The sequence below is a fragment of the Streptomyces ziwulingensis genome, assembly GCF_039542605.1.
In the GTDB taxonomy this organism is placed as follows: domain Bacteria; phylum Actinomycetota; class Actinomycetes; order Streptomycetales; family Streptomycetaceae; genus Streptomyces; species Streptomyces ziwulingensis.
Window position 1 is genome coordinate 40,280 of the sequence record NZ_BAABIG010000039.1, and the last position, 12,922, is coordinate 53,201.

Below are 12,922 nucleotides of genomic sequence, written 5' to 3' on the forward strand. Positions count from 1 at the left end.
CAGGGCCGAGGTGATGATCAGGGCCGAGGTGATGATCAGGGCCGAGGTGACGTTCAGAGCTGAGGTGACGTTCAGGGCCGAGGTGGTGATCAGGGCTCTGGGCGGTCGGTCAGGTGGGCGTGCACCCGGCGGAGCAGGTCGGTGTCGGGCCGGTGGGCGTCGAAACCGTCCGGCGGCCGGGTCACGGCGCCGGGACCGCCGGGGCGGCGGACCGGCAGCGCGGGGGGCGCGGGGGGCCGCGGCCGGTCCCGGCAGGGGAGTCGGAGACGGCGGGCCAGCGCCAGGTTGCGGCGCTTGGCCCGAATCCGTCGGCGCGCGTTCACGACCGCTCGGCCCCGCCCAGTTGATGGGCGCCGGGCGTACGCCGAGGCAGCGAGGCCGCCGGGACGGGAACCGGGGTCTCGGCACCGTGCGCCGGGGACCGGGGCGCGGTGCTCGGCCGGGCGTCCGTCCCCTGCGGGGTCTCCCGCAGGAGGCCCAGGGCGTGCATCCGGGCCAGGTCGAGCATGACCGCGTACGTGCCGCGGCCCAGGGCGAAGGCCAGGTCACGGGGCGTACGCCGCTCGTTGGCGGCCCCCAGCAGCGTCCCGTAACGAGGCGGAAGCCGGGAGGGCACCGACTCGGCGGGCCGCACGCGCAGGGCGGCGAGGGCGCTCGCCGGCATCCAGAGGTCGCCCAGGACGGCGAGGCGGCGGGTCGTCTCCGCGGCGATCCGCCGAGGAGCGAAGGCGGGCCCGCTGACCGGCACCGGGACCGGCTCCGCGACCTCCCAGCTCTCGGGGGAGGAGAGGGCGAGGGCGAAGGCGGCGTCGAACACGGCCGCCGCGCAGACGACTTCGAACTCCGTCGCCGTCAACAGGGAGCGGGCCGCCAGTTCGTCCGCGAGCCGGCCCTCCTCGTCGCGGCAGACCGCCCGGACCGCGGTCCAGGCGGCGTCCGTCACCCGCCCGGACCTGAGGAGTATCGATTCCGCGCCGGGCGCGCCGGGGGTGTCGATACTCACCACCAGACCCCGCCGTACATGGATCCGGCCGCCCGGAACACCGGAGACGATCACCGTGCCGTCGCGCTCCCGCTCGTGCAGGGCGTTGAGCACCGCCGAGACGTTGCGCGGTCCGTCGCTCCGGGTGGTCACGCCGCCTCCTGGGCCGGATAGCGGCTGAGGTGACGCAGTACCAGCGCCAGGTTGGCGCGTTCACGCTCCAGGGCGACCGTCAGCAGCAGGGGATCACCGTAGCCGGGCAGCAGGTGCATGACGAGCTGGTGCCGGGCGCCGGTGACGACCACCGTCTCCAGCTCCCCCTCGGCTCCGGCCGCGTGCAGCCGCTCGTCGATGAGCACGGCCAGCCGGCCGCAGTCGTCGGCGTCGAGCCGCTGCGCGCCCGCGGCGCCGTACGACAGCCCGGTGACCGCGTCGGCCAGGGACACGCCAGTCACTCCGGGTACCTGGAGCAGACGACCCAGGGAGTCTTCGACCGGGGACACCCTTTCCCCCTCCACCTGATGAGGCTTCACTTTCGGACAGAAATCACAGTAGTTTAAAGGTCAAGCGCCACACAGGGCTTCTGGATGTTTTTTACGACATGACGCCGATGTATGACATGACGTCCATGCGACGCGCACGTGACCGAGAGGCAACGCAATGACCGTGGAGACAGCGCTCAAGGAAGCCATGGAGATCGACGGAGCACTGGGCGTCGCCCTGGTCGACTACGAGAGCGGCATGTCCCTGGGGGCTCTCGGGGGCGGCCAGGGACTGGACCTGGAGGTGGCCGCCGCCGGCAACACCGAGGTGATTCGCGCCAAGATCCGTACGCTGGCGACGCTGGGCATGGACGACGCCATCGAGGACATCCTCATCACTCTCGGCCACCAGTACCACCTCGTCCGCCCCCTGGCGAGCAGCAGCGGCAGCCTCTTCCTCTACCTCGCGCTCGACCGCGCCCGCGGCAACCTCGCCCTGGCCCGGCACAGCCTGAAGCGGATCGAGACCTCCCTGGAGGTCTGACCGCACGGCCGGGGGCCTTCGGGGGGAACACCCCCCGAAGGCCCCAGAGGCAGCCCCGTCCGCCCGTCCGCCCGTCCGCCCGTCAGTCCACTTCCGCCACCGCCTGCGCGAACTGCGCCTGATACAGCCGCGCGTACGCCCCGCCCGCCGCGAGCAGGTCGGCGTGGGCGCCCTGTTCGACGATCGAGCCGTTCTCCATGACGAGGATGGTGTCCGCGTCCCGGATGGTGGAGAGCCGGTGCGCGATGACGAACGAGGTGCGGCCGTGCGCCAGCTTGGCCATCGCCTTCTGGATCAGCACCTCGGTACGGGTGTCGACGGAACTGGTCGCCTCGTCCAGGATCAGGATCACCGGGTCGGACAGGAACGCCCGCGCGATGGTGATGAGCTGCTTCTCACCGGCGCTCACCCCGGAGCCCTCGTCGTCGATGACGGTGTCGTAGCCGTCGGGGAGCGTACGCACGAACCGGTCGGCGTGCGCGGCCCGCGCCGCCTCCTCGATCTCCCCGCGGGTGACCTCCCGCGAGGCGCCGTACGCGATGTTCTCCGCGAGCGTGCCGCCGAACAGCCAGGTGTCCTGGAGCACCATGCCGATCCCGGCGCGCAGCTCGTCCCGGGACATCCGGGCGATGTCCACACCGTCCAGGGTGATCCGCCCGCCGGACACCTCGTAGAACCGCATCAACAGGTTGACCAGCGTCGTCTTGCCCGCGCCGGTCGGTCCGACGATGGCGACCGTGTGGCCGGGCTCGACCGCCAGCGACAGATCCTCGATCAGCGGCTTCTCCGGGTCGTACCGGAACGAGACGTGCTCCAGCGCCACCCGCCCGCGCAGCTCGGCCGGCTTCTCGGCGCGGGCCGGGTCGGCGCTCTGCTCCTCGGCGTCCAGCAGTTCGAAGACCCGCTCGGCGGAGGCGACGCCCGACTGCACCAGGTTGGCCATCGACGCGACCTGCGTCAGCGGCATCGAGAACTGCCGCGAGTACTGGATGAACGCCTGCACGTCCCCGATGGACAGCGTCCCCGAGGCGACCCGCAGCCCGCCGACCACGGCGACCAGCACGTAGTTCAGGTTCGACACGAACATCATCAGCGGCTGCATGACCCCGCTGTTGAACTGCGCCCGGAACCCGGCCTCGTACAGCGCCTCGTTCTCCTCGGCGAACCGCGCGGCCGACTCCCGCTGCCGGCCGAACACCTTCACCAGGGTGTGCCCGGTGTACATCTCCTCGATGTGCGCGTTCAGCCTGCCCGTGGTGCGCCACTGCTGCACGAAGTGCGGCTGCGACCGCTTGCCGATCCGGGTGGCGACGAGGAACGACAGCGGCACCGTCACCAGCGCGACCAGCGCCAGCAGCCAGGAGACCCAGAACATCATCGCGAGCACGCCGATGATGGTCAGCAGCGAGTTGATGAGCTGGCCCATCGACTGCTGGAGGGTCTGCCCGATGTTGTCGATGTCGTTGGTCGCCCGGCTCAGCACCTCGCCGCGCTGCCGCTTGTCGAAGTACGACAGCGGCAGCCGCGACAGCTTCGTCTGCACGTCCTCGCGCAGCCGGAACATGGTCCGGTTGACCACCCGGTTCACCAGCCGGGTCGCCACCGCCATCAGCAGCCCGGCGACGAGGAACGTGCCGAGCGCCAGCAGCAGCACATGGCCGACCGCGCCGAAGTCGATGCCCTGGCCGGGCGTGAAATCGGTGGAGCGCAGCATGTCGGCGACCTGCCCGTCGCCGCGCTCGCGCATCGCCGCCAGCGCCTGCTCCTTGGTGGTGCCGGCCGGCAGCTCCCGCCCGACGATGCCCGCGAAGACCAGGTCGGTGGCGTTGCCGAGGATCTTCGGCCCGATCACGTTCAGGCCGACGCTCACCACCACGCAGCCCAGCAGCGCGCCGATCGTGAGCCGTTCCGGCCCGAACTGCGCGACCAGCCGCCGGCCCGACACCTTGAAGTCCATGGAGCGCTGGTCGGGCCCGCCCCCGGCCATCATCCGTCCCGCCGGACCGGCCATCAGGCGGCCTCCGCTTCCGTGAGCTGGGAGAGCACGATCTCCCGGTAGGTGTCGTTGCCCGCCATCAGTTCGTGGTGCCGTCCCGTTCCGACGACCCGGCCCTCGTCCAGTACGACGATCCGGTCCGCGTCCCGGATGGTCGACACCCGCTGGGCGACGATGACGACGGTCGCCGCCGCGGTCTCCTCGGCGAGCGCCGCGCGCAGGGCGGCGTCGGTCGCGTAGTCCAGGGCGGAGAAGGAGTCGTCGAAGAGGTAGATCTCCGGGCGCTGCACCAGCGTCCGCGCGATCGCGAGGCGTTGCCGCTGCCCGCCGGAGACATTGGTCCCGCCCTGGGCGACGGGCGCGTCGAGCCCGCCCTCCAGCCCCTCCACGAACGCCTTGGCCTGCGCCACCTCCAGCGCGTGCCACAGCTCCTCGTCGCTCGCGTCCGGATTGCCGTAGCGCAGATTGGTCGCGATCGTCCCGGCGAACAGGTACGGCTTCTGCGGTACCAGTCCTACGGTCCTGGCCAGCAGCTCCGGCTCAAGCGTCGTCACGTCGGTGCCGTCGACGAGCACCTCGCCCTCGGTGGCGTCGAAGAGCCGCGGCACCAGCCCGAGCAGCGTGGACTTGCCGCTGCCGGTCGAGCCGATGACGGCGGTCGTCTCACCCGGCCGGGCCACCAGCCCGACGTTCCTGAGCACGGCCTCCTCGGCGCCCGGGTAGCGGAAGCCCGCGCCCCGGAGCTCCAGATGCCCGTGCCGGCGCAGCTCGGTGACCGGCGCCGCGGGCGGTACCACACTGCTCTCGGTCCCCAGCACCTCCTGGATGCGCTCGGCGCAGATCTCCGCGCGCGGCACCATCATGAACATGAAGGTGGCCATCATCACGGACATGACGATCTGCATCAGATAGGCGAGGAAGGCCGTCAGGTCGCCGATCTGCATCCCGCCGCTGTCGATGCGGTGCGCGCCGAACCAGACCACCGCGATCGACGACAGGTTCACCACCGTCATGACCACCGGGAACATCAGCGCGAGCAGATTGCCGGTGCCCAGCGACACCTCGGTCAGATCGGCGTTGGCCTTGCGGAACCGCTGCTCCTCGTAGGTGTCGCGGACGAAGGCGCGGATGACGCGGTTGCCGGTGATCTGCTCGCGCAGCACCCGGTTCACCGTGTCCAGGCGTCCCTGCATGGCCCGGAACAGCGGGCGCAGCCGCCGCACGATCAGCGTGAGGGAGACCGCCATCACCGGCAGCACCGCCACCAGCACCGCGGAGAGCGGCACGTCGAGCCCCAGCGCGAGGACCACGCCGCCGACGCACATGATGGGCGCGGACACCAGGAGCGTGAACGTCATCAGCGCCAGCATCTGGATCTGCTGCACGTCGTTGGTGGTCCGGGTGATCAGCGACGGCGCGCCGAAGTGGCCGAGCTCCCGGGCGGAGAAGGACTGCACCCGGTCGAAGACGGCACCGCGCAGGTCCCGGCCGAGTGCGGCGGCCGTCCGCGCGCCGAAGAAGACGGCCCCGATGTTGCAGACGACCTGCACCAGCGAGATGCCGATCATCAGGGCACCGTGGCCGAGGATGAAGCCGGTGTCCCCGCTGACCACACCCTGGTCGATGATGTCCGCGTTCAGGGTCGGCAGATAGAGCGTGGCGCAGGTCTGCAGGAACTGCAGCGCCACCAGCAGGGCGATGGGTTTCTTGTAGGGCCGGAGGAAAATACGCAGTAGTCGTATGAGCACGCTGGGTCTCTCGGAGTCGGCGGGAGGGGCGGGTGGTCGCCCCTGGCACCTATCGTCGGACACTCCACCGGTGTTACCTCAACCGATTAACCCAAGTATCCCAACAGGCCACCTCCCGGCCGCCCTCGATCCACCCCCGCAGTCTGTCCGCTTCCCTCCGCTGTCCTCCGCTGTCCTCCGCCGTCTCCCGACGCGTTCAGACCCGGAAGGCGCCGGGGTGCGTCTGCTCCCGCACGGAGACGAACTGCTGGCGCACCGCCTGCCCCACCGCCAGCTCCTCGCCCGGCTCCAGCACCTGGGCGACCGCGCCCTGCCAGGCCGGGGGAGTACGCCCGTCCAGCGCGCCCCGCGACACCCCGAGCGCCCAGGCCGCCTGCCGCGCCGCACCGAGCGCCGCGTAGTCCGCGGGCTGCGGTACGACGACCTGTGTCCCGAAGAGCGCGGGCGCCGCCGCCCGCACGGCCGGCAGCTCGGCCGCCGCGCCCAGCAGGAAGACCCGCCGCACCTCCACGCCCCGGCCGCGCAGCACGTCCAGCGCGTCGGCCAGCCCGCACAGCATGCCCTCGAACGCGGCCCGCGCCAGGTGCTCGCGCCGCATCGACTCGCGCCGCAGCCCGGCCAGGGTGCCCGCGGTGTGCGGCAGGTGCGGGGTGCGCTCGCCCTCCAGGTAGGGCAGCAGCACCAGCCCGTGCGCGCCCGGCGTCGACTTCATCGCCAGCTCGGACAGCCCCTCCAGGTCCGGCACCCCGAGCAGCTCGGCGGTCCCGCGCAGGGTCCGTACGGCGTTCAGGGTGGTGACGACCGGCAGGTGCATGCCGGTGGCGTCGGCGAGGGCGGTGATCATGCCGGAGGGGTCCACGAGCGGCTCGGAGTGCACGGCCATCACCGACCCGGAGGCTCCGAGCGAGACCACCGCGTCGCCCAGCCCGATGCCGAGCCCGAAGGCGGCGGCCATCGTCTCGCCGGTCCCCGCGGAGATCAGCAGCCCCTCCGGCGTCGTACCGGCGGCGTCGGCCGGGCCGATCACCTCCGGCAGCATCGCCTGGTGCCCGAGCGCCAGCTCCACCAGGTCGGGCCGGTAACCACCGGTCGCCGCCGACCAGTAGCCGGTCCCCGAGGCCCCGCCCCGGTCGGTGGTACGGCGGGCCGGCCGCCCGAGCAACTGCCAGACCAGCCAGTCGTGGGCCTGGAGCAGCGCGGCGGTACGGGCGGCGGCCTCGGGTTCGTTACGGGCCAGCCAGCGGAGCTTGGTCACCGGCTGGGCGGCCTGCGGCACGTTGCCCACGGCCTGCGCCCAGGCGGCCCGCCCGCCGAGGGCGTCGACCAGGTCGGCGGCGGCGACCTGGGTCCGCTTGTCGCCGCCGACCAGGGCCGGGCGCACCGTGTTGCCGTGCGCGTCCAGCGGCACGACCGCGTTCGCCTGGGCGGAGACCCCGATGGCCTGCACACCCTCCAGCAGTCCACCGCCGGCCGCCTCGCCCAGGGACAGCAGCCACGCCTGCGGATCGACGTCACAGGGGCGGCCCCCGCCCTCCGGATGCTCCACCGGGTGCGGCGCGTAGCCCTGCCGGAGCACGGCACCCGTCTCCGAGTCACAGACGACGATACGAGTGAAATCGGGCGAACTGTCCAACCCGGCGACTATCCCCATGGGCAAAATTCTGCCGCACGGGGAGGGGTGTCCGTGCCGGGTGGGGTCGCAGAGGTCCCGCTAGGTGTTACTGGTGCCCCAGTCGTCCCCGGCGGAACCGCCGCTGTTCCGCTCCCGCAAGGACTTCACGCGCTGCGCGACGGAGTCGGGCAGCCGGTCCCCGACCTTGTCGCTCACCACGTGGTACGCCTTGTCCGCGAAGCGGCGGCCCTGCTGGCCGGCGGTCTCCGCGGTGTTGCGCACCGCGGGGTTCTGCGAGACCCGCCGGGCGGACTTCTTCAACTGCTCGTAACGTTCCCGTCCGGCCTTGCTGCCCAGGACGTATCCCGCGGCCAGTCCGACGACGAACGTGAGCCGGTAACGCATGGCGTGTCCACCCTTCCCTTGCCTAGCTCTTCGGTGCCGGGGAGTACCGATTGGCGGAGCACCCCCCTGCTTGCGCTAATGTATGTGTCGCAGCGAGCGCGCGCCCCCTGGCGGTTACCCAGGGAGTTGCGTTCGATGCGACAAGCAATCCCCTGTAGCTCAATTGGCAGAGCAGCCGGCTGTTAACCGGCAGGTTACTGGTTCGAGTCCAGTCGGGGGAGCGCGGTCCCCTGTAGCTCAATTGGCAGAGCAGCCGGCTGTTAACCGGCAGGTTACTGGTTCGAGTCCAGTCGGGGGAGCACGGTGAACGAGGACCCTCCGGGGTCCTTTTTCATGTCCTCTTCCCGACCCTGGAACCGCGCGCCGCGCACCGGAGTCCTCAAGGTCAGGAAGGTGCCGTGGGAAGCCGACCATCCGAGGCAGGAGATCGTATGAGCGGCTATGCTGCGGCAGACGGCGCGCACACATGTACGTGACACGCCGTTATGGGGCGGTAGCTCAGCCGGTTAGAGCAGCGGACTCATAATCCGTCGGCCGTGGGTTCGAGTCCCACCCGCCCCACCACTGCAGAAACGTCGTGACCTGCGGAAACACCCGATTGATGCGCCGTTGGGCAGGCGCGGTACCGCACCAGTACCGCACGGGGCCCCTCGTGTGCTTGCCCCCGTGGCTATATCAAGACGAAGAAACTGAGCTCCGGGGCGACCTCGCACATCGTCTACCGGCGCGCCGGGGGCAGTCGCGCCGGCGCGTGGTGCGACGAAAGGCAGGGGCTTCAAGCCTGACGAGCCGGCAGTGCCTGATGCTGAGACGTTCGCCGTGTACGCACACGCTTACGTGGGTCTGCTCACCGATATACCGGACCACACGCGCACGAACTACACCAGATTCATTGACAACCACCTGATCCCGTGGTTCGGGGAACTCCCGGTCTCCGACCGAGGCCCGCGGTTCACCCGCGCCCACATCAGTCAGTGGATCCTCGACCTTCAAGGCGGCAAGCCTGGTCCGCTGCATCCTGCCGGAACCGAACGCCGACCGTACGCCGCGAAGACGATCGCGAACCTGCGCGGCCTGCTGTTCAGCATTCTCCAGTCGGCCGTGACCGCCGATCCGCCGCTGCGTGCGTATTGACCCGATACGGGGACGCGAGCGCGATGGAACTGCGGGACGTCCCCGAGCCCGCGCCAAGCGACGGCGAGATGCTCATCCGCATCCGGGCCGCGGGGCTGAACCCCGTCGACTGCAAGATCCGCGATGGCAAGATGCGGCTGCTGAACCGCCTCGACCTGCCCATGGTGGCGGGCAGTGAACTGTCCGGTGTTGTCGAGAGGATCGGCGCCGGTGTCACGCGTTTCGCGGTCGGCGACCGGGTGTTCGCCAGGGTGGACAAGACCAAGCTGGGTGCCTACGCCCCCTTCGTCGTCGTGGACCAGACCCTGGTGACGAAGATGCCGAAGGCGCTGGACTTCGCCGATGCGGCCGGGTTGCCGTTGGCCGGCTTGACCGCCCTGCAGGCGCTGCGCGACGAACTGGCCCTGACCGCGGGCGACCGGGTGTTCATCTCCGGCGGAGCCGGGGGCGTTGGCACCCTCGCCATCCAGCTCGCCGTCTGGATGGGGGCGAAGGTGGCCACCACAGCGTCACCCCGTGGCGAGGAACTGGTGCGGTCGCTCGGGGCCGAGACGGTCATCGACTACGAGTCAGAACTTCAAGGACCTCCTCGTCGACTATGACGGCGCCTTCGACCTGACCGGCGGGCAGGACCTGATGAGCAGCTTCGCCCTCCTCAAGCCGGGAGCCAAAACGGTCTCCATCGCAGGGGTTCCCGATGCGACAACCGCTCGCGTGGACCTGGGCGCCGGCCCCCTGGTGACCGCCGCGCTGTGGGCAGCCAGCGCCAAGATCCGCCGCGAGGCCCGGCGAAGGCGGGCCGGCTACCGGTACATGTTCATGCATCCCAGCGGAGAGGACCTCGGCCTGCTGGCCGACTTGGTCGACAAAGGGCTGCTCAAGACAGTGACCGACCGAGTCTTCCCGTTCGAGCAGATCGCCGAGGCCTTCGCCTACCTGGAACAGGGCCACGCCAAGGGGAAGGTCGTCGTCCAGATGTGAGCCTCATTCCACCGCTCGCGGTGAACCAGATCACCCGAGACGGCCAGCGAATCGGACCAGATCACTTGAGACAGGGGCCAGATCAACAGAGACGGGACATCAAGATCGGCAACTCTGTGGCCAAGAGGGATCAGCATGTGTCATCGAAGTTCGAGTGGTGCGGATCTCCTTCGCCATGAGGGGATGACGTTCCCTCGTTCTTGCTCGAATGCGCGGAACTGCCGTAGGACAACGGCGCTAGTGATCCAGGTGTCGCGGTTGCCGACGAGGTCGCGCCATGCCCGGCCAGGAGTCGCGCCCTGGTGGGAGAGGGCGGCGATCAAGGAGTAGTGCCCCATCGCTCCCAATCGAGGATCTCCAGGTCAGGCCCGGCCAAGTTGGACCACTGGATACCCCCGTGCGCGGTCGTCCAGCACGCTGCCTCCGTGGGAGCACCGTCGCCGAGGAACCTCGGCATGGCCCAGGACAGCCGTTCGGCATGGAGGCGGATGTGTAAATCCGAGTAATAGGAAAACATTCCGAGCCCCATACCTCCATGCCGCCCTCTTCCCGCTTACACCCGAAGGTGTCAACGGCGTACTCCAGGGCCGCAGTGCCGCGCGCATACGCGCAATGACCTGCACGTCATCAGGGAGCGAAGGCACTCGCGATGTCTTTCAGACGTTTGTCGGACAGTGGTACTGGTCGTGCCAGTCGTGCCAGTGGCTGGAGAACTGCTCGCCCTTGGCCCAGTGGAGTACGCCCAGGACGTTGTACCGGACGGTATTCGAGGGCAGGTGGTCGACCTGGTGCCACGACAGGCCCGCGCACTTGTGGGGCTCCATGTTCGTCGGCGTGCCATTCCAGTGGGAGGCGGTGAAGAACCAGCCGATGCGGGTCTCACCTTCGGGGGTACGGAAGTACATGACGTGCACGATGCTCAGGGCCTCGCGCTCGATCTCGACGCCGATCTCCTCGCGGGCCTCGCGGATCACGGCGTCGTACACGTCCTCACCGGATTCGACTTTCCCGGAGGGCAAGTTCGACTTTCCGTCGGCGTAGCCGGTGCCCTGCCGTTCGGCGAGACACACGGCTCCGTCGCCGCGCCTTAGGATGAGCATCACGTCGTTCACGGGAAGTGCGGGCACTGTGCTTTGTCCTCCATGCGGTGGGCGCCTTGCCGGTAGGGGACTCTAGCGAGATGCAGACGGCGGTCAGTCCCAGCTCGTCAACACGCGCGACGGTCCATCGGACACGCTCGGCGACGGTGAGGCCGAGCGGCATCTCCAGGACCGGGAGTCGGGGGACCGTACGGAGGGCTTCGTGGATCGCGTCGTCTGCCGGGTTCTGCACGGCGAGGACTTTCTCCCGCATGCGGTCGCCGCCGGCTTTCTGGTCGTAACGGTCACGGCAGTACACGACCGCGTCGTAGGCGTGGGGCATCCAGGCCCGGCTGTACATCTCGGCGGCGCCGAGGATGGAAGCCACGTCGGGCTCGCTGGGATCGAGGACCAGGCCGGCGAGGGCGAGCACATTGGCGGGGGTCTTGTCGGTGATGAGGACCTGGTGGTTGCGGGCGGCGCGCAGCGGCACGGTGAAGTGCTGTGCGAACAGGTCCATCTCGGCGGCCAGAGACCGGCCCAGGAGGAAGGCGACCCTGCGCTTGTCCTCGTCATGGGAGGTGACCAGACCAGCCGACGGAGCGGCAGCGATCACGTCATCGGTCGTCCACATCACGACCTCCCCGAGAAGGTACGGAAGAGGGCCCAGGTGGTGCGGCCGTCCGCACTGACGCCCCAGTCCCGGGAGAGACACGCGACGAGGTGCGGGCCGCGGCCCCGCTCGTCGTCGGCCGTGGGCGGGCGCAGCCGCGCGGGGGCCGGGTTGCCGTCGGTGGTCTGGACGAGAAGTTCTCCGCCGGTCTGCCGAAACCGCAGGCTGACGGTTCCGCAGCCGTGCGGGATCGCGTTGGTGACCAGCTCGGAGACGACCGTCACCACGTCCTGGACCAGGGGGGCCGGCACGTGCCAGTACCGCAGGAGCGCCACGGTGATCCGTCGTACCTGGGCGACGCGGACCGGCTCCGGAGCGACGGCCACCTCTACGGTCCGCGGCCGTGCTGCCCGGCAGGACTCATCCGTGCACACCCGGTTCCGCGCACCGTGGCATTCATGATTGCCCCGCGTGCTGCTCGGGAATCACCAGGGCGACGAACCCGAAGTGCGCCTCGAACCAGTCGAGTTCGCATCGGAACTCCTCGGCGTCGTGACTGATGGGTGAAGGGGCTGGAGCGGTACGGGAGCACTGACAAGGACGACGTCGACTTCTTGGTCGGTATCCACCGTGATGGACTGAGCCGTGGTCGGTGGTCGACGTACGCTCGCACGATGCTCTCCGGCATGGCGATGTACATCGGTCTGGAAGACGGAGCCGAGTCCATAAAGACATGGCAGCCCGACACCGTGTTCGGCTTGCTCCAGACCAAGGACTACGCGCGTGCTGTGTTCGAGGACGCGAAGCCGGTTGAGGAGCACACCACCGAGTTCATCGAGCGCGGTATCGCCCTTCGTATGGAACGCCGGTCGATCCTGACGCGTGACAACCCGGTGGAGATCCGAACCATCCTGGACGAGGCTGTTCCGCGAAGGGTGATGGGCAGCCGCGAGACCATGTGCAAACAGATCGAGCAACTGAGGTCTGGATGTTCGCCCGCAGGTTCGACGCCTTGCGGGACGGTGCTCTGCCTGTAGCGGAGACGTCAAAGTTCCTGCGACAACTATCCTGAGACATCTGCGACATGACCCTCAACGCCCACGACCTCGCCCCCGAAGACGACTGGTTCGTTTCCGCATTCAGCGGCAACGGCAACAACTGCATCAAGGTCGCCCACCCGAACGCTCACCGTGAGCACGTCGGCGTGTGCGACTCCAAGCAGGAGAATGGACCGGCGTTCACCGTCTGGCCGCAGGCACGGAAGGCGTTCATCGCCTCGGTCGCCTGACTCGCAGCACAGTGATGTCGATGCCCCGCGCGCACTCACCGCAGGAGGCATCTGCCGT

16 protein-coding genes and 3 tRNA genes are annotated in these 12,922 nt (G+C 69.5%); 9 read left to right on the forward strand and 10 right to left on the reverse strand.

Annotation, left to right across the window (positions count from 1 at the left end):
* Positions 1 to 89: 89 nt before the first annotated feature.
* Genes ABEB00_RS19880 through ABEB00_RS19890 form a run of 3 tightly spaced genes read right to left on the reverse strand, consistent with a single transcriptional unit; the run spans position 90 to position 1,437 of the window.
* Complete coding sequence (locus tag ABEB00_RS19880) at positions 90 to 323, reverse strand: hypothetical protein (RefSeq protein WP_345621218.1); 234 nt, start codon at positions 321 to 323, stop codon at positions 90 to 92.
* Positions 320 to 1,135, reverse strand: a complete 816-nt coding sequence (locus ABEB00_RS19885) for a helix-turn-helix domain-containing protein (protein ID WP_345621219.1) — start codon at positions 1,133 to 1,135, stop codon at positions 320 to 322. Before ABEB00_RS19885 ends, ABEB00_RS19880 begins: the two co-directional genes overlap by 4 nt.
* The gene (locus ABEB00_RS19890; RefSeq protein WP_345621220.1) at positions 1,132 to 1,437 is read right to left on the reverse strand and encodes a hypothetical protein; all 306 of its coding nucleotides are present in this window, start codon (positions 1,435 to 1,437) and stop codon (positions 1,132 to 1,134) included. The genes ABEB00_RS19885 and ABEB00_RS19890 overlap by 4 nt, the downstream gene beginning before the upstream one ends.
* A 205-nt stretch (positions 1,438 to 1,642) precedes the next feature.
* On the opposite strand from ABEB00_RS19890, the gene ABEB00_RS19895 reads away from it, so the two are divergent.
* Positions 1,643 to 2,008 (forward strand): hypothetical protein, encoded by a 366-nt coding sequence (locus ABEB00_RS19895; RefSeq protein ID WP_345621221.1) that lies wholly within the window; start codon positions 1,643 to 1,645, stop codon positions 2,006 to 2,008.
* Positions 2,009 to 2,090: 82 nt separating this feature from the next.
* On the opposite strand, the gene ABEB00_RS19900 is transcribed toward ABEB00_RS19895, so the two are convergent.
* From ABEB00_RS19900 to ABEB00_RS19915, 4 genes are all read right to left on the reverse strand, one after another.
* Positions 2,091 to 4,019: an ABC transporter ATP-binding protein gene (locus ABEB00_RS19900; RefSeq protein ID WP_345621222.1), complete on the reverse strand. Its 1,929-nt coding sequence runs from the start codon at positions 4,017 to 4,019 to the stop codon at positions 2,091 to 2,093.
* Complete coding sequence (locus ABEB00_RS19905) at positions 4,019 to 5,752, reverse strand: ABC transporter ATP-binding protein (RefSeq protein ID WP_345621223.1); 1,734 nt, start codon at positions 5,750 to 5,752, stop codon at positions 4,019 to 4,021. Before ABEB00_RS19905 ends, ABEB00_RS19900 begins: the two co-directional genes overlap by 1 nt.
* 196 nt (positions 5,753 to 5,948) lie before the next feature.
* Positions 5,949 to 7,403: a xylulokinase gene (locus tag ABEB00_RS19910; RefSeq protein WP_345621224.1), complete on the reverse strand. Its 1,455-nt coding sequence runs from the start codon at positions 7,401 to 7,403 to the stop codon at positions 5,949 to 5,951.
* A gap of 60 nt (positions 7,404 to 7,463) precedes the next feature.
* Entirely contained in the window at positions 7,464 to 7,769 is a 306-nt protein-coding gene (locus ABEB00_RS19915; RefSeq protein WP_345621225.1) for a YtxH domain-containing protein, read from the reverse strand.
* 148 nt (positions 7,770 to 7,917) lie between these two features.
* Here ABEB00_RS19915 and ABEB00_RS19920 point away from each other — a divergent pair.
* The 6 genes from ABEB00_RS19920 (at position 7,918) to ABEB00_RS19945 (ending at position 9,884) form a co-directional block, all read left to right on the forward strand.
* Positions 7,918 to 7,990, forward strand: a tRNA-Asn gene (locus ABEB00_RS19920).
* A gap of 5 nt (positions 7,991 to 7,995) precedes the next feature.
* A tRNA-Asn gene (locus tag ABEB00_RS19925) sits at positions 7,996 to 8,068 on the forward strand.
* Between the two features lie 188 nt (positions 8,069 to 8,256).
* Positions 8,257 to 8,333 (forward strand) — tRNA-Ile (locus ABEB00_RS19930).
* A 273-nt stretch (positions 8,334 to 8,606) separates the two neighbouring features.
* Positions 8,607 to 8,903 carry a hypothetical protein gene (locus tag ABEB00_RS19935; RefSeq protein WP_345621226.1) on the forward strand — a complete coding sequence of 99 codons (297 nt, stop codon included), beginning with the start codon at positions 8,607 to 8,609 and terminating at the stop codon, positions 8,901 to 8,903.
* A gap of 23 nt (positions 8,904 to 8,926) precedes the next feature.
* Complete coding sequence (locus tag ABEB00_RS19940) at positions 8,927 to 9,505, forward strand: NADP-dependent oxidoreductase (protein ID WP_345621227.1); 579 nt, start codon at positions 8,927 to 8,929, stop codon at positions 9,503 to 9,505.
* The gene (locus ABEB00_RS19945) at positions 9,420 to 9,884 is read left to right on the forward strand and encodes a zinc-binding dehydrogenase (protein WP_345621228.1); all 465 of its coding nucleotides are present in this window, start codon (positions 9,420 to 9,422) and stop codon (positions 9,882 to 9,884) included. The genes ABEB00_RS19940 and ABEB00_RS19945 overlap by 86 nt, the downstream gene beginning before the upstream one ends.
* A gap of 656 nt (positions 9,885 to 10,540) precedes the next feature.
* Here the strand turns inward: ABEB00_RS19945 and ABEB00_RS19950 are convergent.
* The 3 genes from ABEB00_RS19950 to ABEB00_RS19960 are packed head-to-tail and all read right to left on the reverse strand — an operon-like array spanning position 10,541 to position 11,962.
* Complete coding sequence (locus ABEB00_RS19950; protein ID WP_345621320.1) at positions 10,541 to 10,984, reverse strand: NUDIX hydrolase; 444 nt, start codon at positions 10,982 to 10,984, stop codon at positions 10,541 to 10,543.
* Entirely contained in the window at positions 10,875 to 11,597 is a 723-nt protein-coding gene (locus tag ABEB00_RS19955; protein ID WP_345621229.1) for a hypothetical protein, read from the reverse strand. Before ABEB00_RS19955 ends, ABEB00_RS19950 begins: the two co-directional genes overlap by 110 nt.
* Positions 11,597 to 11,962 carry an ATP-binding protein gene (locus ABEB00_RS19960; protein ID WP_345621230.1) on the reverse strand — a complete coding sequence of 122 codons (366 nt, stop codon included), beginning with the start codon at positions 11,960 to 11,962 and terminating at the stop codon, positions 11,597 to 11,599. The genes ABEB00_RS19955 and ABEB00_RS19960 overlap by 1 nt, the downstream gene beginning before the upstream one ends.
* A 288-nt stretch (positions 11,963 to 12,250) precedes the next feature.
* Here ABEB00_RS19960 and ABEB00_RS19965 point away from each other — a divergent pair, with 288 nt between their 5' ends.
* Both ABEB00_RS19965 and ABEB00_RS19970 read left to right on the forward strand, forming a co-directional pair.
* Positions 12,251 to 12,613, forward strand: a complete 363-nt coding sequence (locus ABEB00_RS19965; RefSeq protein WP_345621231.1) for a DUF5753 domain-containing protein — start codon at positions 12,251 to 12,253, stop codon at positions 12,611 to 12,613.
* A 47-nt stretch (positions 12,614 to 12,660) separates the two neighbouring features.
* The gene (locus tag ABEB00_RS19970) at positions 12,661 to 12,864 is read left to right on the forward strand and encodes a DUF397 domain-containing protein (protein WP_345621232.1); all 204 of its coding nucleotides are present in this window, start codon (positions 12,661 to 12,663) and stop codon (positions 12,862 to 12,864) included.
* Positions 12,865 to 12,922 lie beyond the last annotated feature (58 nt).